The following is a 20,615-nucleotide window of genomic DNA, read 5'->3' as shown; positions in this document are numbered from 1 at the left end:
GGTTGCTGGCGGAATGTAAGTGATATAGTAAAATCCGAATATTTAATAGTAAATATATCATCTTCGTACGTATTTGTACAACAATTACCACTATAATAAGAAAAAAGCATCTAAAATCAAGTCAAAAGTCGTACTGCGTACACATCTTTACAGAACCCTCTTAGTCCATTGTAAATTCGTGGCACTTTGGCTTCCTTCGATACCAGTCCGAACACCGTAGGTCCACTACCTGACATCAGCACGCCGTCTGCTCCTAAGCGGATCATGGAGTTTTTGAGATGCTCTACCTCTGGATACAGCTTTAGTGTTACATCCTCAAGTACATTCCCCAGCGCGTTGCATACATCGGTAAAAGAAGCGTTACGGATCGCATGCTCCATCTGGCGGGCAGACGGGTGGTGCGCAATCTGATCTGCTTTGACACGACCATACACTTCTGCCGTCGATACATTAATCGGCGGCTTCGCAAGGATCACCCAGCATTGTGGCGGATTCGGAAGTGGCTTGAGCAGTTCTCCGCGTCCACTTGCTAAAGCTGTACCCCCTGTAATACAGAAAGGTACATCTGAGCCCAGTTCCGCACCCAGCACCCTCAATTCTGCATCCGAGATACCAAGCTTCCATAGCTTGTTCAGTCCACGCAGCGCTGCGGCAGCATCACTACTTCCACCCGCTAACCCTGCGGCCACCGGGATATGCTTATCCAGATGGATGTGGACGCCCGTAGACACGTTATAACGTTCTTTGATCAGACGCGCAGCTTGAAAAGCCAAATTCTTTTCATCCAATGGTATGTACCCGGCTTGACTTGAAATAATAATGGTATCACGCGGTAACTCAGACATCGTCAATCGGTCAGACAGATCGACCATGGTCATAATCATTTCGACCTCGTGATAACCATCGTCCCGTTTACGTAGAACATCAAGCATTAAATTGATTTTCGCCGGTGCTTTTTCATATATTTTCAAGGCGTTCACCCACCTTCAACTTTTCCCTCAAGACAGCTTAACATATTATATCAGACTCAGCGTGTCAAGTCATGAGGTTCAAAAAAGCGGAGATGACCCGGTCTAATCCCGGATATCCCCGCTTTTCATCAGCACCACCGATGGCTACGATTTGCGAGAAGCAGCCTGCTCAGCAAGCTGGATGGCCCGCTTGACCATATTGCCCGCATCCTTGGCTTTAATGCCTCCCCAGCCTTCTTCCTTGACCGTGTCGTAAAATCCAAGATCTTTGGCCAGCTCGTACTTTAGCTCCTCCGACATGACACTCCGTCTTCTTCGGCTCATACATACGCCTCCTTCGGCAATGGAATAAGGAAGATCATTCCCGGCTTAGTATGTGCAGAGATGTCATGCTTCATCCTGCTCTGTATATACAAAACGGCCCCGTCATTTGAAATGACGAAGCCGTCGTTAAACCTGCAAAGCTGGTATAAATCACGAAATGAATTAAGGTGTTTCAAAATATTCTACTACACTTGTATGGGAGTCGGGATCATATACGCTGACTTCCACCGACTCGGTAAGGATGTCAGCATAGCTGTAGGAGACACGTTTAAACGTCTGTTGCTCCTGATCCAGCTTGACGATAAAAACAGAAGGGTACGTTTCTTCCAAGACACCAGTTCGTTCGACGGTCTTACGGCGTCCGCCGTTAGCCCGCAGCAAAATTTTTTGCCCTACATGTGCGTCGAGACTGCGTTTGATTTCCAACAGCGTATTTTTAGCCATTGCCTAACGACCACCTCTTTCCTTGTCCATTATAACGAATTTTAGATGGATTGTCAAATCGAGCTAAATATTATAACAACACGAAAAATAAGTTGTCAATTTAATTTTTTGCGAACAGGAATAATTTATATAAAAAATGACAAAAAGCCTCTGAAAGCAGAGGCTTTTTGTTCAAGTCAATCCTATTGGCACATTTGAATCCTAGATTGCAGAAGGCGTTACTTTAAGCGTTGACAAATTTTCAAGCTTCGGCAGGCCGATGCGATAGCTTCCTCTGGTTTCAATTCCACCCACTCCGCGACTGCCGCTGATTGTCTGGTGAAACAGGTCCCCCATATTCACCGTATCACGGATCGAAGTAAAGGCCGCCTTGGCAGCCACGTAAACGGGGTCCAGCGCGTGAATCAGGATACGCCCTGGTGAGCTGGCGAAGTTCGCTCCCGCACGCAGCAGCGCCTCAAAATGGGACTGGCACGCCCCCGCTACAATGGTCAGCGAATCCAGATGACGTTCATATTGTCTTGCTACCTGAATTGCCGCCACAAAATTTTGCGAATTTTTATAACTTTTCAAGCTGTACAAATCGTAAGGCTGTGGCTGCTTTAGCACGCCATCATGTCCGGTAATCACTACAATATCCGGACGGATACGGGGAAGCAGCCGGTACAACGTATCCGCCATTGCCGATTCATGAACGTGATGTCCCTCTGCAGGAACACGGAGCTGTTCATATAAACTGAGACATTTTTTCAAATAGCCGGGATCTCCATCCAGATGAAGAACCTTTCCCGGCATTTCAAAATACGTTGACTCGACTGGATCACTCCAGTCCCCAACCAGAGCTGCCTGACTACGAGCAGCTTGCTGCTGGCGTGCCCGTTGCAACAGATTAAGAGACTCACCAGCCTTAATGTGAGCCTGCTGAGTCTTACCGCTAATCTGGTCTGCAGGCACTCTGACCAGATCGTTCACCGGGGAATCGGCCAGCAACCGAAATTCTATTCCCTTAATGATCGCTTTATCCCGCTGGATGTCCTCAACGCGAAACGTGACATCTCCGCCGTACGATTTCCGAACGACCAAGTCTCCTAAACTCATCACACTGTATCACCCCTCGTATATCGTATGGGTGAATGCACAGTTTGGTTCCAGCTTAGGATATACCTGCTTCCACCAGAACAGCACTGAGACGCGCAAATTCCTCAATACTTAGCGTTTCTCCTCGACGGGAGGGTTCAATACCAGCTTGTTGCAACAACGGCTCCAACGTGTCCTTGTTCTCTTTGGTGAAGAATCGGCTTTTTAAGTTATTGGAAATCGTTTTACGACGCTGGGCAAAAGCAGCATGAACCACTTCAAAGAAGTGCTTCTCATCCACCACTTCCACCGGAGGGGCTTCCCGTACACGCAACCGAATGACTGCAGACTCCACATTTGGCTGGGGAATAAATACTGTATTCGGTACAATACAGACCAATTCAGGTTCGCTGTAATATTGTACTGCAATGCTCAGGCTACCGTAATCCTTCGTTCCAGGAGACGCAGCCATACGCTCAGCCACTTCTTTTTGGATCATAACGACGATATTCTCCAAAGGAAGCTTGTCCTCCAGTAGCCTCATCAGAATCGGTGTAGTAACGTAATACGGCAGATTAGCCACGACACTTACTTTACTCACGTCTGCAAAATCAGCTGCAAACACCTCGCGTAAATCCAGCTTCAGCACGTCTCCATGACGTACCTTCACATGCTCATAAGGGGCCAACACTTCTTCGAGAATTGGCAGTAGCCGCTGGTCAATCTCAACAGCGGTAACTACCTTGGCCGATTGCGCCAGCTTCTCGGTCAAAGCGCCAATCCCAGGACCAATCTCAAGTGCGCCCTTCGTCTCATCCAATCCGGCAGCATTCACAATCTTATTGAGAATATTTTGATCAATCAGGAAATTTTGTCCCAAACTCTTTTTGAACGAAAAACCGTGCCGTTGAATAATTTCCTTTGTACGCCGCGGTGTTGCTATATCTTGAATTCCTGTCATACGGATATCACAATCCTTCACTTTCAATTTGTGCCAGCGCTCCGGCAAATTCCTCGCGGCTGATCTGAAATACAGAGAGCCGTTTATGTAGCTGCTTTCCGTTACAATAACCAATACCCAGCACATTCCCTAAGGCCATACGGCGTGCAGCAGCATTGGGGTGGGTGATAAGTCCAGCATCAATCAGGTCCGCCCACTCAATCAGCGGGTCGGCGCCTTCTACTGTCGTATGAACCCGTGCGAGAGCGTGTCTGATCGCTTCCGGTGAGGCATTCTCCACACCAATATCTCCTTTGCGCGTCGCTTCTGCCTCGGGTATAAAGGCCTGCTTGCAGCCGGGTACCTTGGAAGCAATAATCTTACGGATGCGCTCCCCTGCATGATCGGGATCGGTTAAAATGATGACCCCCCGCCGCTCCTGCGCCAATGCAATTTTACGCAGCGTCATTTTATTAATGGCTGAGCCGCCAGTTTCTATCGTATCCGCTTCAACAGCGCGGCGAATGGCCACCGTATCATCCCGGCCCTCTACCACGATCACTTCCTTGATCATTTGCATTTCCCTCCACTGCTACACAGCAAGCTATATTTATCTTTCCCTGCTTTTGAAAACAAAATAAGAAGAGGATATCCTCTTCTTAGCATGGCATAACTATGTTGTTAATACTATCGCATTGCCCTCAACATACACAACCTGTTTTAGTTGATTTCAGGCTTTACCGGTCCGATAACATATACGGTTTTACCGTGCTTACGACCAAATTGGTTGGCTCGGCTCAAACTCTCATAATACACATCGATTTTGTGGCCTTTAATCGCGCCACCGGTATCCTCCGCACGGCGGAAGCCCACCCCTTCGATATACACCCACCAGCCGATTGGAATTATACTCGGATCGACAGCGATGGTACGACCTTCCGTCACGCGCGTGCCGGATGCAGTACGTGTACCGATACCTGGCTCCTGTGAGGAATACGCCGTCATGGAGACATTTTGTAAAACTTTGCTATATTTAAAATTGACGCCTGCTTTACGGACAGCACTGCCCGAACTAACCGTTGTTGTCTTAACCGCATCATTGGGACCGACGGAAGCAGCAAGAACGACCGGCTTTTTCTTCGTTCCTACCGCAATAACCTTATCCACACGGTTCTGTGCAACTTCCTTGTTAACCAGCTGTTTGGATACCAACTTTCCATCATGATATACCTTTTGAACGTGCTGGACTACCACACCCGATTTGCCGCTTTGAATGACCCGATTATCGCCTTTATAAAGACTTGGATCGGCCGTTTTGATGACCTGATAAGGCACCTGTTTTTTCTGTTCGACCTGCTGTTTCTTCACACGGACGATTTTTATGTCCATGTTAGACGAAACAGAGGCATCCAACGCAGGATAAACTTTATCCGTTGACGATAATTTATAGCCCGAGGTACGAATGGCACCTTCTACTGTATTTTCTGTTGTGTACAGCTTTTTCGTCTCATTGCCTGAAGATACTTTAACTTGATTGGCACGTTTAATGACTATGCGGTCCCCATCCTGTACTGCTCCATTTAGCGGCATAGAAATTGTATCATGCGGCTGAAGTGAAATGGAATGCTCGCTCAGCAAATCTTGAAGCTTGGATTCCCGGGTTTCTACCGCAGATGCCTTGCCATCAATGACAAAAAAGACTTGTTTTTTAGATTGCGTGTACATCAGAATTGAAATCATAATCGTTAGCGCGATTAGAAAAATAGCAACCAAAGCAGCCTGGCGCACATTCTCTTGCTTCCAACGCAATACGTAAGACATGCTGGATGAGCGTGACTCATGGGTCTCCTCTTTTTGGAAAATGCCCATTTCCTCCGTCCTCCTTACATAGCCCGCCGTCTGGAGTAAGACATAGTTGAGATTTGACGTGACTATAACAGATTTTCTACAAGACAAGCCCAAACTGCGACTGTCCTGCACCATGTACCCGTCTTCGCGGCATGCTGTCCTCCCCTGTTTAACCACAGTATGATGACAGATTTTCTTTTATTCACAACAAAAAAAGCCAAAGAAAGAGACTAGAGAGCTCTTTCGTGGCTTCCGGCATGTGTGAATATGCGGGAAAACTCATGCACGAGATGGCTTCTCTCTTGTTACGCTTACGGGGTTAGCTGTCGGGTTCGGACGTAGAGAGTCGCCCTAGCTTGGGTCAACCGCTCATGGCGGTCGCCTTCACATTCACCCCGAAGACCCAGAAAGAAATCGAAATACGGCTCCTCCACCTGTTCAATCCCATCCGGGAAAAGAAATTAGGTCGAGCCGGCTGGCGAAAGGGACGTTCCCTTCTTGCACATACGCCGGACGTACTGTAAGCCATATCGGTTCCCCCGTTCCCTGTAAAAGGGACTCAGCGAGACTGGTTCATGAAATGACTTGTTGATGTTTACATTCAAACAACAATTCACTGAAAAGATGATATCCTGTTTCTATGCATGTTGTAAAGCAGGTTTCAAGTACATTTTTCAAAATATTCGGTTAAAATATTGTAATATTCTCGAGTTTCCTGCAACAAATTCATGATTAGCTTCGTCTATCTCTTTATTTTGATCGATTTCTTCGCTTTTTTATTGAATGTCAAATCGTTCCAAGGCATTTTGGGTCGTTATTGACACTAATTCCTCCACTGTAATCCCCTTAATTTGGGCTGCAGCCTCTGCTACCAGTCTCACATGCGCAGACTCATTTCGCTTCCCGCGAAACGGATGCGGCGTCAGGTAGGGCGCGTCCGTTTCAATGAGCAGACGGTCCAGTGGCACCTGTGCCAGCACCTCTTTTGGCTGCTTGGCATTTTTAAACGTAATAGGACCACCGAAGGAAAGGTGAAATCCCATATCCAGCACCATTTGGGCTGTCTCCCAGCTCCCAGAAAAGGAGTGCATGACTCCGCCAATCTCACTCGCTTTTTCCTCACGCAAAATCTTAACAATATCTTCATGGGCATCCCGGTTATGAATAACAATGGGCATTTTGAGCTCACGAGCCAGACCAATTTGATTTCGAAACACCCGATGCTGAACATCCTTCGGTGATGTATCCCAATAATAATCCAGACCGATCTCTCCGATGGCTACGACCTTCTTATGACTGCATAACGATGCAATCCATTCTAAATCGCCCTCTTGCATTGCAATCGCATCCTGCGGGTGCCATCCAACTGCCGCATAAATAAAATCATACGTCTCGGCCAATTTCATGGTGGATGGAATGGTCTCACGATTAAATCCGATATTGATCATCCGCGTTACTCCTGATTCGACAGCACGTGCTATAACTTCTTCACGATCTTCGTCAAATTGTGGCGCATCCAAGTGAGTATGAGTGTCGAACAAATCCAAGGTTTACATCTCCTTTTTTTACTTACATTTCTATATAGTTGTCTATTCTTTGACAAAATAATTCCTTATTTCGGCAGGAAGCCTGTCTTTTACCGCGTTCAATTTATTCTGGGGAAAATACATATGATATTTCCCTCGGTGAATACCACTTATGGAGCGCACAATTTCCGAAACTTCGGATATTTCACTCACCTCGCCCTGACGTCCAAGCAGTAAAATCTGGTTGTCCGTCGAGCCACCCTGCCGAAACACATCATAAGGAAGATCCGTCGGAAAATCAATTTCAAAATCATATTCAGGGTGCAAACCAGCCTCTTCCAAAGCTTTCCGAATACTGTCAATGGTATCTGTATCCATATTTTCAATCTCTACATATTTATACAATCTACGGTCCATAAAGCGGCTGCTCAAATCACTTAAAATTTCGTCTTTTTCTCGTTTCCACTGGCTAAATACGGTCTGAATTAATGACTCATCGAGCATTAGATATTGCTCTACTGTAAGCTCTCCTTTCAACAGATCCGGCAGCGGGTCCAGCAGAAAACCAAACTCATATCCGTTTTTAAACAATTCCTTTGCTCGCTTGAAAATTTTACGTAAAAGGATCTCCGAGCTGCGTGTTACAGGATGAAAATAAATTTGCCAATACATCTGATAGCGTGACATTAAATAATCCTCTACTGCATGCATGCCTGATTCCTTCACAACAATTCTCCCATTATGAGGACGCAACAGTCGTAAAATACGATCCAAATCAATCGTGCCGTAGTTGACACCTGTCGAATGAGCATCCCGCAACAAATAATCCATACGATCGGCATCTAGCGGACTGGTCACCAAGTTAACAACAATCGGCTTATCATACGTTTTGGCTATAACTGCAGCCACCTTTTGTGGAAGCTTCTCGTCGACTTGCCGTAGCACGGCGTTGATCTTCGTGTCTCCCAGTACAATGCGGCATGTCCAATCCTCATGGTTCATATGAAAGGCTTCCTCAATTGAATGTGAAAATGGGCCATGCCCCACATCATGCAATAGAGCTGCACACAGAGCAACCAGCCTTTCCTCTTTCGGCCAATCTGGGAAATCTCCACGTTCAAATTGAGAAATAATACTTCTCGTAATCTCATATACGCCCAATGAATGTGAAAAACGGCTATGCTCCGCTCCATGAAACGTAAGATACGATGTGCCTAACTGCCGTATGCGGCGTAAACGTTGGAACTCCGGCGTGTTGATCAACCGCCATATCACAGTATCCTGAACATGAATGTAATTATGTACCGGGTCTTTAAATACTTTTTCTTCACTGAGTGGCTGGTGCAAGATATCAGCTCCTTTAATATTCGGAATAATGGATTAAAATACAATAAAATCCTAAAGCATTTCCCTCATTCGACATTCTTTGTCGTAATATGTCGAATTATAGTTTTTCGACATTTCCAAATCGACAAATTGAATAAATCATCAATAAGATAAGGCAATGCACATGAGTAAAGCTCTTTAATCTAAATACTTTTGCATAATCAGACTGTTACTACATTTTTTAGGTTGACTGTTTTGGGAATCGTTGGTATAGTAAATATCAGAAAAGAGAAAATTTTGTCGAATCATGACACTTATATTATTTTAAACGGCGAGAGGAGCCTGATTTATTATGATGAAATCCACTGGTATTGTAAGAAAAGTCGACGAGCTCGGACGTGTTGTTATTCCAATCGAATTGCGCCGTACCCTGGGAATCGGGGAAAAAGACGCGTTGGAAATTTATGTTGATGGCGAACGCATCATGCTTAAAAAATACGAGCCTGCTTGTATCTTCTGCGGTAATGCTGAGAACGTAATTTACTTCAAAGGGAAAATTGTTTGCCAAGATTGCATTTCTGAAATCCCAACACCTGTGACAAACTGAGAATTTTAGTATATAATAGACTTATCAGATATTGTTAATTCTAACCTTTTTCATATACACTCCTTGTTGCCTTCCACGGTTTGAACCCAACCGTTGGAAGGCCCTTTTTTGTTTAGGCAGATATTCATAAGAGTGCGTTGTAAACATCTCTCTTGGAGATTGCACGATCTGTGGCTGTACGCTTCATTGCGTCCTTGCGTGTAAGTCCCTCTTGCTCGTAATGTGCGACGTGGGACTCCAAAGATAAGGACTGCCACCATGCCTGACGTTCCTGTTCTTCTTCCTCTTCGTCTTTTCCTTCAACCACTAGACAATACTCACCAATCGGTGGATTTTCCTCTAGTTTAGCAAGGCATTGCTCCACGGTTCCTCGTACCCATTCCTCATGCAGCTTGGTCAGCTCACGCGCAAGCACCACTTTGCGTGAACCTAATGTTTCCTTCAACACCATCAATGTCTTCACAATACGATGAGGCGATTCATAAAAAATAATTGTGCCGTGAGATACCTGAAACGATAGCAACAGCTTCTCTAGGTCCTTTTTCTCCCGTGGTGGAAAACCAGCGAAGGTGAACCTTTCTGTATCCAGTCCTGAGGCAATTAAAGCAGATAGTGCCGCATTCGCTCCTGGGATGGGGATGACGCTAATTCCCGCTTCCAGTGCCAGCTTGACCAGATCCGAACCAGGGTCAGAAATGGCCGGTAGACCTGCATCGCTAACCAGCGCCAAGTTTTTCCCTTCTATTATGTAACGTATCAGTTCAGGCCCACTGGCAACCTTATTATGTTCATGATAACTAAAGAGCATATCCGGTGTGATTTCGAAATGAGTGAGCAGTTTACGTGTCTGCCGCGTATCTTCGGCAGCGATAATACTACACGACTTTAAGGTGTTAATTGCCCTAAAGGTCATATCTTCCAGATTCCCAATGGGTGTTGCAACAAGATACAACTTTCCCCGTTCTTCTTCGCTGTTACTAAAGCTTTTTTGTACAGCTGCTTTCACACAGAATCCCCCTTGCTTACTTCTCCATAGATATCTCTTATCTCCTGAGTATAATTCCCATTTTCCTGATATACAATGAGCGGAGGCAACAAACGAACCTCGGGTTTACCGTCACGTAATGCTTCAACCAGTACCATATTGGCTTCCATATGAACTCGTGGGTGAACAAAACGTATTCTTTTGGGTTCCAAACTATGTTTACGCATCAAGGTTATAATCTCGCCCAGCCGCTGCGGGCGATGAACCATGGATACTTTTCCCCCATTACGGACAAGCCGGGTGGATGCCTGAATGACTTCTTCCAGTGTGCAGTTCACTTCATGACGGGCAATTGCCTGGTGAGGATTCAGCTTGATATCGCTACCATTTAGCGGCATATAGGGGGGATTCACGGTAATCGCATCATAAACACCATGTCCCGTGATGTGAACCAGCTCACGCAGGTCCCCTTCCCGAATCTGAATTGCTGCTTCTAATCCATTCAAGCTGACACTGCGTCTAGCCATATCTGCCAAGCGTGGTTGAATCTCAATTCCTTCAATAGACGCTTTTGTTCGTGTCGTTAGCAGCAGGGGGACAACCCCATTGCCTGTACACAGATCAAGAATCTTTCCACGCTGCGGAATACCAGCAAAACGTGCCAGCAAGACCGCATCCATCGAGAAGCTGAATACTTCATCACTCTGGATAATGCGCAAATTATGTGAAAGCAGATCATCAATTCGTTCAGACTTCTTTTCTTTTTCCTCCATAGTGCTCTCCCATCTTTTATAACCAAAGTCGCTTTTCACTCATACTTCCCTACAAAAAAAGCCGTAGGCATCTTGCTCCTACGGCTTGTTTTTATTTATTCAAAAATGACAGACAGAAGAGGCAATCGCCTTCCGTTCGCAAATGTCCGTAATACACGTTGCATATATGAAATCCTTCATGATACAGCCTTGCTAGATTGTCGTAGCCTTCGCCCACGACCTCACCCGTTTGCCCTTCATCCTTAATGACGATCGGAGGAGGAAGCTTCGGCTTGTTTGCCGTCTTTTCTTCTCCAGAGGTTTCACGTTTGAGCATCTTGCGCACCTGTTCGTTTTCAATCGTTAGTCGTTGATTTTCCTCCAGCAGCTCTTTAACTGCCAGTTTCAATTCACCCAGATCGCTATGCAACTGTCCCATTTGGGTTTCCATTTCGTGAATACGCGCAAAAACATTTAATTTATCCAAGTTTCCACCCCGAAGCAACCTAATGGTTTACTTGACGACTACATCGTCCATTGGAAGTTCCTTGACCTTACTGATCTCAAACAGTTGAACATGCACCGTGCGATGACCTGCATTCACACCTACGACTTTACCTTCCCCCAAAGAGGTGATAACCATCTTACCCACCTGAGGTAGCTCTTCTCGCATACTTTCGTAGTTATCATGTTCAAACTTGAGACAGCACATCAATCTCCCGCACAACCCGGAAATCTTCGTCGGATTCAGCGACAAACTCTGATCCTTCGCCATCTTAATAGATACCGGCTCAAAATCCCCCAGCCATGAGGAGCAACACAGAATACGTCCACAAGGTCCAATTCCGCCAAGCATTTTAGCCTCATCCCGTACGCCGATCTGCCGCAGCTCGATCCGTGTACGAAAAATACTGGCCAAGTCCTTTACAAGCTCTCGAAAATCTACTCGACCCTCTGCCGTAAAATAAAAAATGATCTTATTGCGGTCAAATGTAAATTCTACATCTACCAATTTCATTTTAAGGCCATGGTCTTTAATTTTATTTAAACACGTGCCGAATGCATCCTTGGCCGCTAATTTATTCTCTTCTACCACAAGAGCGTCATCATCCCCAGCAATACGAATGACTTTTTTTAAGGGCAGGACAACATCCGAATCATTTACCTCTTTTTTGCCCACTACAACCTTGCCATATTCAATACCGCGCGCGGTCTCTACAATGACACAGTTTTCTTTCTCCACTGGAAGATCCAGCGGATCAAAATAATAAGTCTTGCCCGCCTTCTTGAAACGGACACCCACTACACTATACAAAAATTAACCCCCTTGTATGCCACTAAACCTCATTTGAAGCCGACATTGTACGAATGGCCGCAATTGAAGTCTCACTGTCGCACAAACCGGGAACCTGGCGTCGCGGATTGTGCAGAGTGGAACAAGCGCGCCTTCCTGTTAGCCGGTGATAGAACCGCTTGTATCGGACAACCCAATCAGAAGCTGCTCCACGCATAACTGCCCGTTGACGTGAAAACGGAGCTTCTTCCTGCAATTCGCGGCCAAATCCATATAAGAGACCCATTGTTCCGTGCTGCGGGTGATTGCCAATTTGGAGACGGACTCCAAATGATCTATGAAAACAATGCTTTCGTGCCTTCCGTAACGGAAATGAAGCATATCCTTAAACCACAAATGAAACAGATGAAACAGAATATCCAGGTGTTCAGAAAGTCCAGTTTTAAAAATCTTCTGTTGAGCCAGAATAATAGACGAGCTCCCCCGACTCATGGACTCCTTCACTAATTGTAACACTACGTTTCTAATTTCTGCAAACCAATTCTGCTGGAGAATTTCTCTACATGATTCCAGTCCTGAAGCAATATGAACGACCGACCGGACAAGCCCTGCCGTATAGCCTTCCCCAATTAATGCCTGCATCATCACCTCCGGCTGTAAAGCGTGGAAAGGAACCTGCTGCGTCCGTGATTGAATCGTAGGCAGCAACGCCTGTCCATTTTCAGAAATGAGTATACCGACCACTGGAATTTGGGGCTCCTCCAGAAATTTAAGTAAGCTATTAGCAGCTTGCACTGTCATGGTATCCGCCTGTCGAATGATATATACCTTCGGATTGGAGCTTTCAGATTTGTAAGAAAATATACGTTGAAGCCCGCGAATCTGATCAATTTTAATCGTAGCTCCATCCGGCTCTACAATATGCAAATCTGGATGATTCCCGTGCTCTACCTTGCGGCATGACAAACACTCCCCACATGCATCGTCCGTCTGTCGCTCACAAAATAAAGCCTTAGCAAAGATCTGCGCCATGTTCATCTGCCCGCTTCCCGGCGGCCCGCTAAAAACATAGGCATGGTTGACCGTATGATTCCGTAGTGCACTTTGCAGCATTTTTTTGGCTACATCCTGGCCCATTATATGTTGAAAAGACATATTTCCTCACTTTCTCCACTGAAAACAACTGTGATCCATCGGCAAATCGTTGTTCTTCCAGGCATGTACATAGTCAAAAATAATCTGCCAGCATGATCAGCAAGCAGATTATTTCTTCGTGGCAATAGCCCGTCTGTATTCATTTATAACATAAGTCTGCATTAAAATGAGAGATTAATTAGCAATCCTCTGATCTCACCGACCCCTTGCAAAAGCTCAATCTTGCCTTGCTCGGTTTCGAGCAGTTCATCTGCCATTTTGAGCAACAGCTCATCCACTTCATCAATCAGCTTATAACGTTTGCTGCGTCCCCGGCGATCCCAGCCCTTCGTGTCCTTCATGGACACGCCTCGCCGAACGGTATCTTCCAAAAACCGTTTAACCAGCATCTTATAGGCCTTCAGCTCACGAATCGTCATTGAACGTGCAAGACGATCTCCCTGCATTTGTATTTCCTTAAAGCGCCGATTCAATTCCTCCTGCGAAGCTTGCTCACCATTTTGCTGCATAACGTCGGAGAAGCTCTTGGGCTGAATTGGCTTTGCACTCATTTCATTTGTAGACAATGTACTTTGTAAAGGGCGATAGCCCGGATTTATTTTCATATAAACCTGCTTTCTCCCCGGATGCTTCCACTTTCCCCCTTCATGAACAGTTCAACCTAGAACTCAGGGTTTCTTCGGCTTTCCGGGGACTGCGCTGTAGCGCTGCCGTTTTAGTAGATCTGCCCTCATTCCCATCATGCAGGAAGATACAGGCGATTCCCCTATCATATCGGCAGAATAGGCCCTATTGTGTAGATTCAGAAATGCTCGAAACGGTCTACAGGCATCACGAATACCGTCGCTCCACCCACCTGGACTTCAACAGGCAACGGTAAATAGGAGTCCGTCGTCCCGCTCATAGGGGTAACGGGTGTGACCAGCTGTTCACGAACCTTGCAACTGCTGCGAATGACGTTCATTAATGAGTCCACCTGATTGTCATCAACACCGATCATAAATGTCGTATTACCTGCACGCAGAAATCCTCCTGTGCTCGCCAATTTGGTAGCACGGAAATTAGCTTTCACCAGTCCGCTGGATAATCTATTACTGTCCTTATCCTGTACAATCGCAATAATCAGCTTCATCCTGTATTCCTCCTTCAAGTCATATTAGAGACAACCTTGTCCCTAGCTCAATTTTACCGTATATCCTTCGACAATTATATGCTAAAATTCTGAGCAAACCGTGTTTTCAGCAAATCCTTCAATACTTGCTCCACCTGCTCTGGCGCCGGAGATGCATCAACAATTGTAATTCGCTCCGGAAATTTGCGAGCCAACTCCAAATATGCCTCTCGCACCTTATGGTGAAACGATATACTCTCCATGTCGAGGCGGTCCATTTCTGCTCCTCGTGACGCACTAATTCTTGCCAATCCCAGTTCGGGCTCAATATCCAGATAAAATGTGACATCCGGCTCCCAATCATCTACCGCAAAACGATTAATTGAAGCTACCTCTTCAATTCCGATTCCTCTTGCAAATCCTTGATAGACTAAGCTACTATCCACAAAACGATCACATAATACGATAGCTCCCTGTTCAATAGCCGGCTTTACCTTCTCCACCAAATGCTGACGCCGTGCCGCCGCGTATAAAAGTGCCTCTGTTCGAGCATCCATACTGGTATGAGCAGGGTCCAAAATGATAGAACGAATCTTTTCGGAAATTTCGATGCCACCCGGCTCCCTTGTCGTGATGACTGGATAGCCTTCTTCCTCCATAAACTTCGCCAGCCGTTGAATCATAGTTGTTTTACCGGAGCCGTCTCCCCCCTCCAGTGTAATAAAAATCCCTTTGCGATTCATGTTATTCCCTGCTTTCCTGTCTGAAAAATAAAAGTCACCCACAGGCTACGTATGCTTCTTTTATTCAGTCTTCTGTATTTGTTAAGTCTCTAGTATCTAATCTTTATTGTAAACGGAATACCCGAATTGTAAGCATACTTTCATCTGCTACCCCGTGCCATTTGGCTCCCAGCTTACGTAGACGACCCATCCGCAGTGCAATCGCTTCTGTGATCGTTTCTCCTGCATATAGCAGTGGAATACCTGGAGGATACGGGATAATCATTTCGGCCGCTACCCTACCAGCGCATTCCTCTACAGGCACCGTCTCCATCTGATCGGGGCTAATCGGTCGAAGCCCAAACGGCACCGGAATAGAGTATCCCTTCATTCTATCATTGTTCCACGTGGAAAAATCTAATTCGAGTCTTTGCTGCTCTTTTTCCGTTGGCCCCGGCTCACCAGCCGTCTCCTTAAATCTTATATCATTATTTATATGCACAAGAGCCTGCAACAGGTGACTCGCATCCTTAGCCGTAGAGCCTAACGTAAACAATAAAACAACATGTTTTTCGTCGCTCATCTCTGGAACACATCCGTAAGTCTCCAATTCGTGCTTGAGTTCAAATCCATCCAGTATACCCCATGTATCATACAGCACCAATTTAAAGGGATCCTGGGTTGAATATCTGCTTATTCCCTCCTCAGCCCTTTCTAGGACCTCAGAGGTTCCCCTGTGAGCGTATTCCCCCTCTAGTGCCTGCTGTGTAGATTCTAACAAGCGAAAGCGCGGGAGCTGCTCCAGGCCCTTTCTAAAAGCATCTACTGCCGCTAAGCCCATGGTAAAGGCATCTGCTCCATACGCCTCTATATACCATCTTGCCAAATCCAATGAAGCCATTAACGGATAAGAAGGGCTAGAGCTTTGCACCATCGCCAGTCGCTGACGAAGTAGTTCCCGATGAATTCTCTTTCCCTGCACATGTAACATGGCCCCCATGGTCATGGCTGGGAGCATTTTATGTGTCGATTGGACGACTACATCAGCCCCGCAGGATAGCGCAGAGGCTGGCAAACGAGGATGCAGCCCATAATGGGCACCGTGGGCCTCATCTACCAATAGCGGCACATGGGCTGCATGACAGACCTTAGCCGTTGCCGTTAGGTCATGTCCCATCCCATAGTAATTAGGTAGTGTAAGTAACACCCCTTTTGCCGAAGGATATGTCTTCAGTGCAGCCTTTATTGTATCCGTCGTTGGGGCAACCGCCAATCCGCTCAGTGTATCTATTTCCGGATCCAGGAATACCGCATTAGCCCCTGACAGCATGAGACCGTTCAGGACAGATTTGTGTACATTTCTCTGTACCAGCAGTAGATCTCCCGGCTCCGTACATACAGTTAAAATCATAGCCAAATTACCGACCGTGCTTCCTCCAATTAGCCAAAAGCTCTCTTCAGCACCAAAACACTTTGCAGCCAGCTCTTGCCCTTCACGAATCACATCTTCTGGGTGATGCAAATCATCCAGTCCAGTAATTTCTGTCGCATCAATAGACATCACTTCTTGCAACAGAGATGCAATATTTTCATGCTCATATACTTGTCCATTTTTATGACCGGGCACATGGAAAGAAGCATTGCCCTGAGTCCGGTAACGTATTAGAGCTTCCATTAATGGTGCGTGTACCGCCTTTTTCCCCATCATTCTGCAATCCTTCCAAACAAAGCTTTATATCTACCTTATTTTATCGTAAAATCAAGCGGAATCCTACTTTTACTCACAGAAAAAAAGGCCCGTATCGACAGACCTTGAATGCCAATCCTTCAAAGACTAATTAGCAAAGGATATTATGCATTTTTCTGTACCCAGATTTGCTTTAGTTGATCAATAAAAAAATGATATTTGGCATCAGTTGCATCCGTGTGTACCATTTCAGCTTCACACGTATCACAGATAAACTCGGAAACGATAAAAATGCCTTCATGCTTGTGCTGTCCGCATATAATACAGCGGTGGCCGCCTTGATCATGCATATCCATCCCACCTTGTTTCTTTTACTATTAGTATGGGGCACTTTCTACTATTTTAAACCTTTTCATAGCTCAGTTTGACGATATACTCTATATATATTCCTCCTGGGCCATTATGGTGTTTGTACCCCGTATGTTTAAAAAACAGCCGTCTATGCCGATATAATAAGAAAAAGCTCTTATGTATGGATACCCTTTCATCGGAGCCTTGAACACTTCATCAGTGATAGCTTTTCCAGTAATTATAGAGTAGGCTAGCTAACACTGGATGTCGATCATTCTGTATTTCTACAAAAACGATTAAATGCTTATTTAAAGCGGCATGAGCGAAGTACCGTCCCTTTTTCCGGCTGTGGACGGGAAGCCACTTGTGATGCAGTAGATTAATGAAAGGACTGTTCGCATGACAGAGGAAACCGGAACCAAAGCTACCTACTATCACTACAAGCTCATTAAAAAAATCAGTATACCGCGTCAACTAGTATGGAGTCATATTTCACTGCCTATTATTATGCTTCTCTTTCTGCTTCTTGCCTTTTCCTGGCCTAGCGTGTTTTTGTTTGCTCTTGCCTTTTTCCTTACCTTATGGGTACACTTCGTAATCTCACGATCTGTCCTATACATCGGTGGCGGAGCATCCTTCCGCAAACGTTGGACATTCCACCGTAAGTTACCATGGCTAGGCTATATGACAGACCAGTACATAGGCTATAGCATCTTTCGTCGTGTGCACATACATACCCTCTGGATCGGTATCTGCTTATCAGGCGTATTCATTCTCTGGTCTCCACCAGCCTTTACGGTATCCTTACTCTTCTGGCATCTATGGCTTATTGCACCGCGTCTATACATCCTCAGTCGGCTTACGGGCGAGAGAAAAGACGGCATGTTGAAGTTTACCGATGAAGATGCCTCATATTATCAACAGTAAATCTAACCACTCATATCCGTACAGATAAAAAATTCCGATCTGAACTACCTACAACGATCTAGACTGAAGCAAAAAGGAGCAACCTCAATCGGTTACTCCTTTTTTTGCGACTTAACAACCATAATCGCTTTATTCTCTTATCAAGTAAACTTTCCTCACCTTTATCCTCATTATTAATGTAGAGCAATTATTCAACATGCAAATATATAAAAGGAAGCTACTCCCTACTCAACGGCAGTTCTGAGTGCTTCCCCACATCCAATCTCATCATTCCTCATTATACACAGCATACGATACGCTATGAGTTTACTATAAATATGATCTACATTAAGTCCTATGCTGCTTACCGGTTGAAAACCGTACTCCTAATTAAGATCCACGCTTTTGCTCTTCACAACAGCCTTTCTGTCTTTTGGAACCAATACAGTAAAAGAACCATCATGCACAGACAAATGCACCATGTGTTTATTTTTCTGAAACACCTTCTGATTGGAGGTGGATAGATTCGGTTCCTCAGTCCACCCCCAAGCTGCAATCTCCTCTAGATAAGGAGCAGGTAGACTATCACTTTCCTTCAACGCTGGCAGTGCATAGCGAACATAGTCCATGTCCGAATTACTGCTGGCCCGATCGGTTTTACTAGCTTCTTTGGGAACCGGAAACGTCTTCTCGTTGGCAGCACCCTCAAACGATGTCCAAGAAGGCTCCTCTTCCACGCACCCGGTAAGAATCGCGACAGCGACACTGAATAGCACCAATAGAGCAAGCCATTTATTTCGCCGCATGATCTTCCCTCCTTACCAGCCTGATTGATTATACAAAAACCCTATGATGGAGTTTGCATAATTCTGCAACAATGCAGCGTGTGTGTATGGGATTCAATACCTATATTATACAGGGTTTACTCTTACATTCCGTAACAAAAATGTTACCTTCCTTTTGCAAGGATATTCCCAAAATATACGTATATGCAAAAGAGGACCATGATCTCAATGAGATCATGGTCCTCTTCACCTGTTGCTTGGCGACGTCCTACTCTCCCAGGACCCTGCGGTCCAAGTACCATCGGCGCTGGAGGGCTTAACGGTCGTGTTCGGGATGGGTACGTGTGGAACCCCTCCGCTATCGCCACCAAACATGAATTTACATCGTAAATTCTTTTTCAGGAATCAGCATCGCCAAATGCTGTGTGTTTACTTGTTCCATATAAGCCACTTGAGCTTATACAATACAAAGCTTACACCCTGAAAACTGGATCCGAAACTCATTTGCGTTTTATCTTAGGATAAGCCCTCGACCGATTAGTATTGGTCAGCTCCATGCATTACTGCACTTCCACCCCCAACCTATCTACCTCGTCGTCTTCAAGGGGTCTTACTAATTGGGAAATCTCATCTTGAGGGGGGCTTCACGCTTAGATGCTTTCAGCGCTTATCCCTTCCGTACATAGCTACCCAGCGGTGCTCCTGGCGGAACAACTGGTACACCAGCGGTACGTCCATCCCGGTCCTCTCGTACTAAGGACAGCTCCTCTCAAATTTCCTACGCCCACGACAGATAGGGACCGAACTGTCTCACGACGTTCTGAACCCAGCTCGCGTACCGCTTTAATGGGCGAACAGCCCAACCCTTGGGACCTACTTCAGCCCCAGGATGCGATGAGCCGACATCGAGGTGCCAAACCTCCCCGTCGATGTGGACTCTTGGGGGAGATAAGCCTGTTATCCCCAGGGTAGCTTTTATCCGTTGAGCGATGGCCCTTCCATGCGGTACCACCGGATCACTAAGCCCGACTTTCGTCCCTGCTCGACTTGTAGGTCTCGCAGTCAAGCTCCCTTCTGCCTTTGCACTCTTCGAATGATTTCCAACCATTCTGAGGGAACCTTGGGGCGCCTCCGTTACTCTTTAGGAGGCGACCGCCCCAGTCAAACTGCCCACCTGACACTGTCCTCGCACCGGTTCACGGTACCAAGTTAGAACCTAGATACGATCAGGGTGGTATCCCAAGGATGCCTCCCTTCAAGCTGGCGCTCAAAGTTCTACGGCTCCCACCTATCCTGTACAGATCGTACCCAAATTCAATATCAAGCTGCAGTAAAGCTCCATGGGGTCTTTCCGTCTTGTCGCGGGTAACCTGCATCTTCACAGGTATTAAAATTTCACCGGATCTCTCGTTGAGACAGCGCCCAAGTCGTTACGCCATTCGTGCGGGTCAGAATTTACCTGACAAGGAATTTCGCTACCTTAGGACCGTTATAGTTACGGCCGCCGTTTACTGGGGCTTCGGTTCATAGCTTCGCCCGAAGGCTTACCACTCCCCTTAACCTTCCAGCACCGGGCAGGCGTCAGCCCGTATACTTCGCCTTGCGGCTTCGCACAGACCTGTGTTTTTGCTAAACAGTCGCTTGGGCCTTTTCACTGCGGCCCCCTCGGGCTATTCACCCTACCGAGGCACCCCTTCTCCCGAAGTTACGGGGTCATTTTGCCGAGTTCCTTAACGAGAGTTCTTCCGCGCGCCTTAGAATTCTCTTCTCGCCTACCTGTGTCGGTTTGCGGTACGGGCACCTT

The 20,615-nt window shown here is 46.1% G+C and carries 22 protein-coding genes, 2 rRNA genes and 1 riboswitch (1 of these 25 running past the window's edge); of the genes, 2 read left to right on the top strand and 22 right to left on the bottom strand.

The window, feature by feature from the left end:
- Positions 1–116: 116 nt before the first annotated feature.
- The 9 genes from ispE to ACYCS5_RS14900 all read right to left on the bottom strand — a co-directional run bounded on the left by ispE (position 117) and on the right by ACYCS5_RS14900 (position 8,477).
- Entirely contained in the window at positions 117–971 is an 855-nt protein-coding gene (gene ispE, locus ACYCS5_RS14940) for a 4-(cytidine 5'-diphospho)-2-C-methyl-D-erythritol kinase (RefSeq protein WP_459761281.1), read from the bottom strand.
- A 144-nt stretch (positions 972–1,115) separates the two neighbouring features.
- The gene (locus tag ACYCS5_RS14935; protein WP_007428013.1) at positions 1,116–1,295 is read right to left on the bottom strand and encodes a small, acid-soluble spore protein, alpha/beta type; all 180 of its coding nucleotides are present in this window, start codon (positions 1,293–1,295) and stop codon (positions 1,116–1,118) included.
- A gap of 162 nt (positions 1,296–1,457) precedes the next feature.
- Complete coding sequence (veg, locus tag ACYCS5_RS14930; RefSeq protein WP_013308120.1) at positions 1,458–1,739, bottom strand: biofilm formation stimulator Veg; 282 nt, start codon at positions 1,737–1,739, stop codon at positions 1,458–1,460.
- Between the two features lie 201 nt (positions 1,740–1,940).
- Positions 1,941–2,837 carry a sporulation peptidase YabG gene (gene yabG, locus ACYCS5_RS14925; protein ID WP_023986432.1) on the bottom strand — a complete coding sequence of 299 codons (897 nt, stop codon included), beginning with the start codon at positions 2,835–2,837 and terminating at the stop codon, positions 1,941–1,943.
- 55 nt (positions 2,838–2,892) lie between these two features.
- Positions 2,893–3,777: a 16S rRNA (adenine(1518)-N(6)/adenine(1519)-N(6))-dimethyltransferase RsmA gene (rsmA, locus tag ACYCS5_RS14920; protein ID WP_029519379.1), complete on the bottom strand. Its 885-nt coding sequence runs from the start codon at positions 3,775–3,777 to the stop codon at positions 2,893–2,895.
- Positions 3,778–3,784: 7 nt separating this feature from the next.
- The gene (rnmV, locus tag ACYCS5_RS14915; RefSeq protein WP_013308117.1) at positions 3,785–4,330 is read right to left on the bottom strand and encodes a ribonuclease M5; all 546 of its coding nucleotides are present in this window, start codon (positions 4,328–4,330) and stop codon (positions 3,785–3,787) included.
- A gap of 146 nt (positions 4,331–4,476) precedes the next feature.
- Entirely contained in the window at positions 4,477–5,625 is a 1,149-nt protein-coding gene (locus ACYCS5_RS14910) for a G5 domain-containing protein (protein WP_459761280.1), read from the bottom strand.
- A 271-nt stretch (positions 5,626–5,896) separates the two neighbouring features.
- Positions 5,897–6,179: riboswitch (cyclic di-AMP (ydaO/yuaA leader) on the bottom strand.
- Between the two features lie 201 nt (positions 6,180–6,380).
- Positions 6,381–7,151, bottom strand: a complete 771-nt coding sequence (locus ACYCS5_RS14905; protein WP_459761279.1) for a TatD family hydrolase — start codon at positions 7,149–7,151, stop codon at positions 6,381–6,383.
- Between the two features lie 42 nt (positions 7,152–7,193).
- A complete protein-coding gene (locus tag ACYCS5_RS14900; RefSeq protein WP_029519386.1) occupies positions 7,194–8,477 on the bottom strand; it encodes an HD domain-containing protein in 1,284 nt (427 codons plus the stop codon).
- Positions 8,478–8,808: 331 nt separating this feature from the next.
- Between ACYCS5_RS14900 and ACYCS5_RS14895 the strand changes: the two genes are divergently transcribed.
- Positions 8,809–9,063: an AbrB/MazE/SpoVT family DNA-binding domain-containing protein gene (locus tag ACYCS5_RS14895; protein ID WP_007428005.1), complete on the top strand. Its 255-nt coding sequence runs from the start codon at positions 8,809–8,811 to the stop codon at positions 9,061–9,063.
- 124 nt (positions 9,064–9,187) lie between these two features.
- Here the strand turns inward: ACYCS5_RS14895 and rsmI are convergent, their stop codons facing one another.
- The 10 genes from rsmI to ACYCS5_RS14845 form a co-directional block, all read right to left on the bottom strand.
- Entirely contained in the window at positions 9,188–10,069 is an 882-nt protein-coding gene (gene rsmI, locus ACYCS5_RS14890) for a 16S rRNA (cytidine(1402)-2'-O)-methyltransferase (RefSeq protein WP_029519388.1), read from the bottom strand.
- On the bottom strand, positions 10,066–10,821 hold the full coding sequence (locus tag ACYCS5_RS14885; RefSeq protein WP_029519389.1) for a tRNA1(Val) (adenine(37)-N6)-methyltransferase: 756 nt from the start codon (positions 10,819–10,821) through the stop codon (positions 10,066–10,068). Before ACYCS5_RS14885 ends, rsmI begins: the two co-directional genes overlap by 4 nt.
- A 91-nt stretch (positions 10,822–10,912) precedes the next feature.
- Positions 10,913–11,287 (bottom strand): DNA replication initiation control protein YabA, encoded by a 375-nt coding sequence (yabA, locus tag ACYCS5_RS14880; protein WP_025722558.1) that lies wholly within the window; start codon positions 11,285–11,287, stop codon positions 10,913–10,915.
- 27 nt (positions 11,288–11,314) lie between these two features.
- On the bottom strand, positions 11,315–12,115 hold the full coding sequence (locus tag ACYCS5_RS14875) for a PSP1 domain-containing protein (protein ID WP_013308110.1): 801 nt from the start codon (positions 12,113–12,115) through the stop codon (positions 11,315–11,317).
- A gap of 138 nt (positions 12,116–12,253) precedes the next feature.
- Positions 12,254–13,249 (bottom strand): DNA polymerase III subunit delta', encoded by a 996-nt coding sequence (gene holB, locus ACYCS5_RS14870; protein ID WP_023986424.1) that lies wholly within the window; start codon positions 13,247–13,249, stop codon positions 12,254–12,256.
- A gap of 161 nt (positions 13,250–13,410) precedes the next feature.
- Complete coding sequence (locus ACYCS5_RS14865) at positions 13,411–13,854, bottom strand: YaaR family protein (RefSeq protein WP_013308108.1); 444 nt, start codon at positions 13,852–13,854, stop codon at positions 13,411–13,413.
- Positions 13,855–14,051: 197 nt separating this feature from the next.
- Entirely contained in the window at positions 14,052–14,381 is a 330-nt protein-coding gene (locus ACYCS5_RS14860; protein ID WP_007427998.1) for a cyclic-di-AMP receptor, read from the bottom strand.
- A 74-nt stretch (positions 14,382–14,455) separates the two neighbouring features.
- Positions 14,456–15,103, bottom strand: coding sequence for a dTMP kinase (gene tmk / locus ACYCS5_RS14855; RefSeq protein WP_029519390.1), 648 nt, complete (start codon positions 15,101–15,103; stop codon positions 14,456–14,458).
- A 103-nt stretch (positions 15,104–15,206) separates the two neighbouring features.
- On the bottom strand, positions 15,207–16,790 hold the full coding sequence (locus ACYCS5_RS14850) for an aminotransferase class I/II-fold pyridoxal phosphate-dependent enzyme (protein ID WP_029519391.1): 1,584 nt from the start codon (positions 16,788–16,790) through the stop codon (positions 15,207–15,209).
- 143 nt (positions 16,791–16,933) lie between these two features.
- On the bottom strand, positions 16,934–17,119 hold the full coding sequence (locus tag ACYCS5_RS14845) for a sigma factor G inhibitor Gin (RefSeq protein WP_023986422.1): 186 nt from the start codon (positions 17,117–17,119) through the stop codon (positions 16,934–16,936).
- 400 nt (positions 17,120–17,519) lie between these two features.
- Between ACYCS5_RS14845 and ACYCS5_RS14840 the strand changes: the two genes are divergently transcribed.
- On the top strand, positions 17,520–18,047 hold the full coding sequence (locus ACYCS5_RS14840; RefSeq protein WP_459761278.1) for a hypothetical protein: 528 nt from the start codon (positions 17,520–17,522) through the stop codon (positions 18,045–18,047).
- Positions 18,048–18,412: 365 nt separating this feature from the next.
- Here the strand turns inward: ACYCS5_RS14840 and ACYCS5_RS14835 are convergent, their stop codons facing one another.
- From ACYCS5_RS14835 to ACYCS5_RS14825, 3 genes are all read right to left on the bottom strand, one after another.
- Positions 18,413–18,832, bottom strand: coding sequence for a hypothetical protein (locus tag ACYCS5_RS14835; RefSeq protein ID WP_013308104.1), 420 nt, complete (start codon positions 18,830–18,832; stop codon positions 18,413–18,415).
- 234 nt (positions 18,833–19,066) lie between these two features.
- Positions 19,067–19,183: ribosomal RNA gene (gene rrf / locus ACYCS5_RS14830) — 5S ribosomal RNA — on the bottom strand.
- A 145-nt stretch (positions 19,184–19,328) separates the two neighbouring features.
- Positions 19,329–20,615 (bottom strand): 23S ribosomal RNA (locus ACYCS5_RS14825) (it continues 1,640 nt past the right edge of the window).

It is taken from the genome of Paenibacillus sp. SEL3 (genome assembly GCF_054602585.1).
Note: the sequence above shows the minus strand (reverse complement) of the source record. Positions and strands in the feature narration are given on the sequence as shown.

Coding starts and splice junctions, on each gene's coding strand:
- ACYCS5_RS14850 (WP_029519391.1), bottom strand. CDS start 16,790: ATGATGGGGAAAAAGGCGGTACACGCACCATTAATGGAAGCTCTAATA.
- ACYCS5_RS14885 (WP_029519389.1), bottom strand. CDS start 10,821: ATGGAGGAAAAAGAAAAGAAGTCTGAACGAATTGATGATCTGCTTTCA.
- veg (WP_013308120.1), bottom strand. CDS start 1,739: ATGGCTAAAAATACGCTGTTGGAAATCAAACGCAGTCTCGACGCACAT.
- rnmV (WP_013308117.1), bottom strand. CDS start 4,330: ATGATCAAGGAAGTGATCGTGGTAGAGGGCCGGGATGATACGGTGGCC.
- holB (WP_023986424.1), bottom strand. CDS start 13,249: ATGTCTTTTCAACATATAATGGGCCAGGATGTAGCCAAAAAAATGCTG.
- ACYCS5_RS14860 (WP_007427998.1), bottom strand. CDS start 14,381: ATGAAGCTGATTATTGCGATTGTACAGGATAAGGACAGTAATAGATTA.
- ACYCS5_RS14845 (WP_023986422.1), bottom strand. CDS start 17,119: ATGCATGATCAAGGCGGCCACCGCTGTATTATATGCGGACAGCACAAG.
- ACYCS5_RS14935 (WP_007428013.1), bottom strand. CDS start 1,295: ATGAGCCGAAGAAGACGGAGTGTCATGTCGGAGGAGCTAAAGTACGAG.
- ACYCS5_RS14840 (WP_459761278.1), top strand. CDS start 17,520: ATGACAGAGGAAACCGGAACCAAAGCTACCTACTATCACTACAAGCTC.
- rsmA (WP_029519379.1), bottom strand. CDS start 3,777: ATGACAGGAATTCAAGATATAGCAACACCGCGGCGTACAAAGGAAATT.
- ACYCS5_RS14910 (WP_459761280.1), bottom strand. CDS start 5,625: ATGGGCATTTTCCAAAAAGAGGAGACCCATGAGTCACGCTCATCCAGC.
- ACYCS5_RS14865 (WP_013308108.1), bottom strand. CDS start 13,854: ATGAAAATAAATCCGGGCTATCGCCCTTTACAAAGTACATTGTCTACA.
- yabG (WP_023986432.1), bottom strand. CDS start 2,837: ATGAGTTTAGGAGACTTGGTCGTTCGGAAATCGTACGGCGGAGATGTC.
- ACYCS5_RS14835 (WP_013308104.1), bottom strand. CDS start 18,832: ATGCGGCGAAATAAATGGCTTGCTCTATTGGTGCTATTCAGTGTCGCT.
- tmk (WP_029519390.1), bottom strand. CDS start 15,103: ATGAATCGCAAAGGGATTTTTATTACACTGGAGGGGGGAGACGGCTCC.
- ACYCS5_RS14895 (WP_007428005.1), top strand. CDS start 8,809: ATGATGAAATCCACTGGTATTGTAAGAAAAGTCGACGAGCTCGGACGT.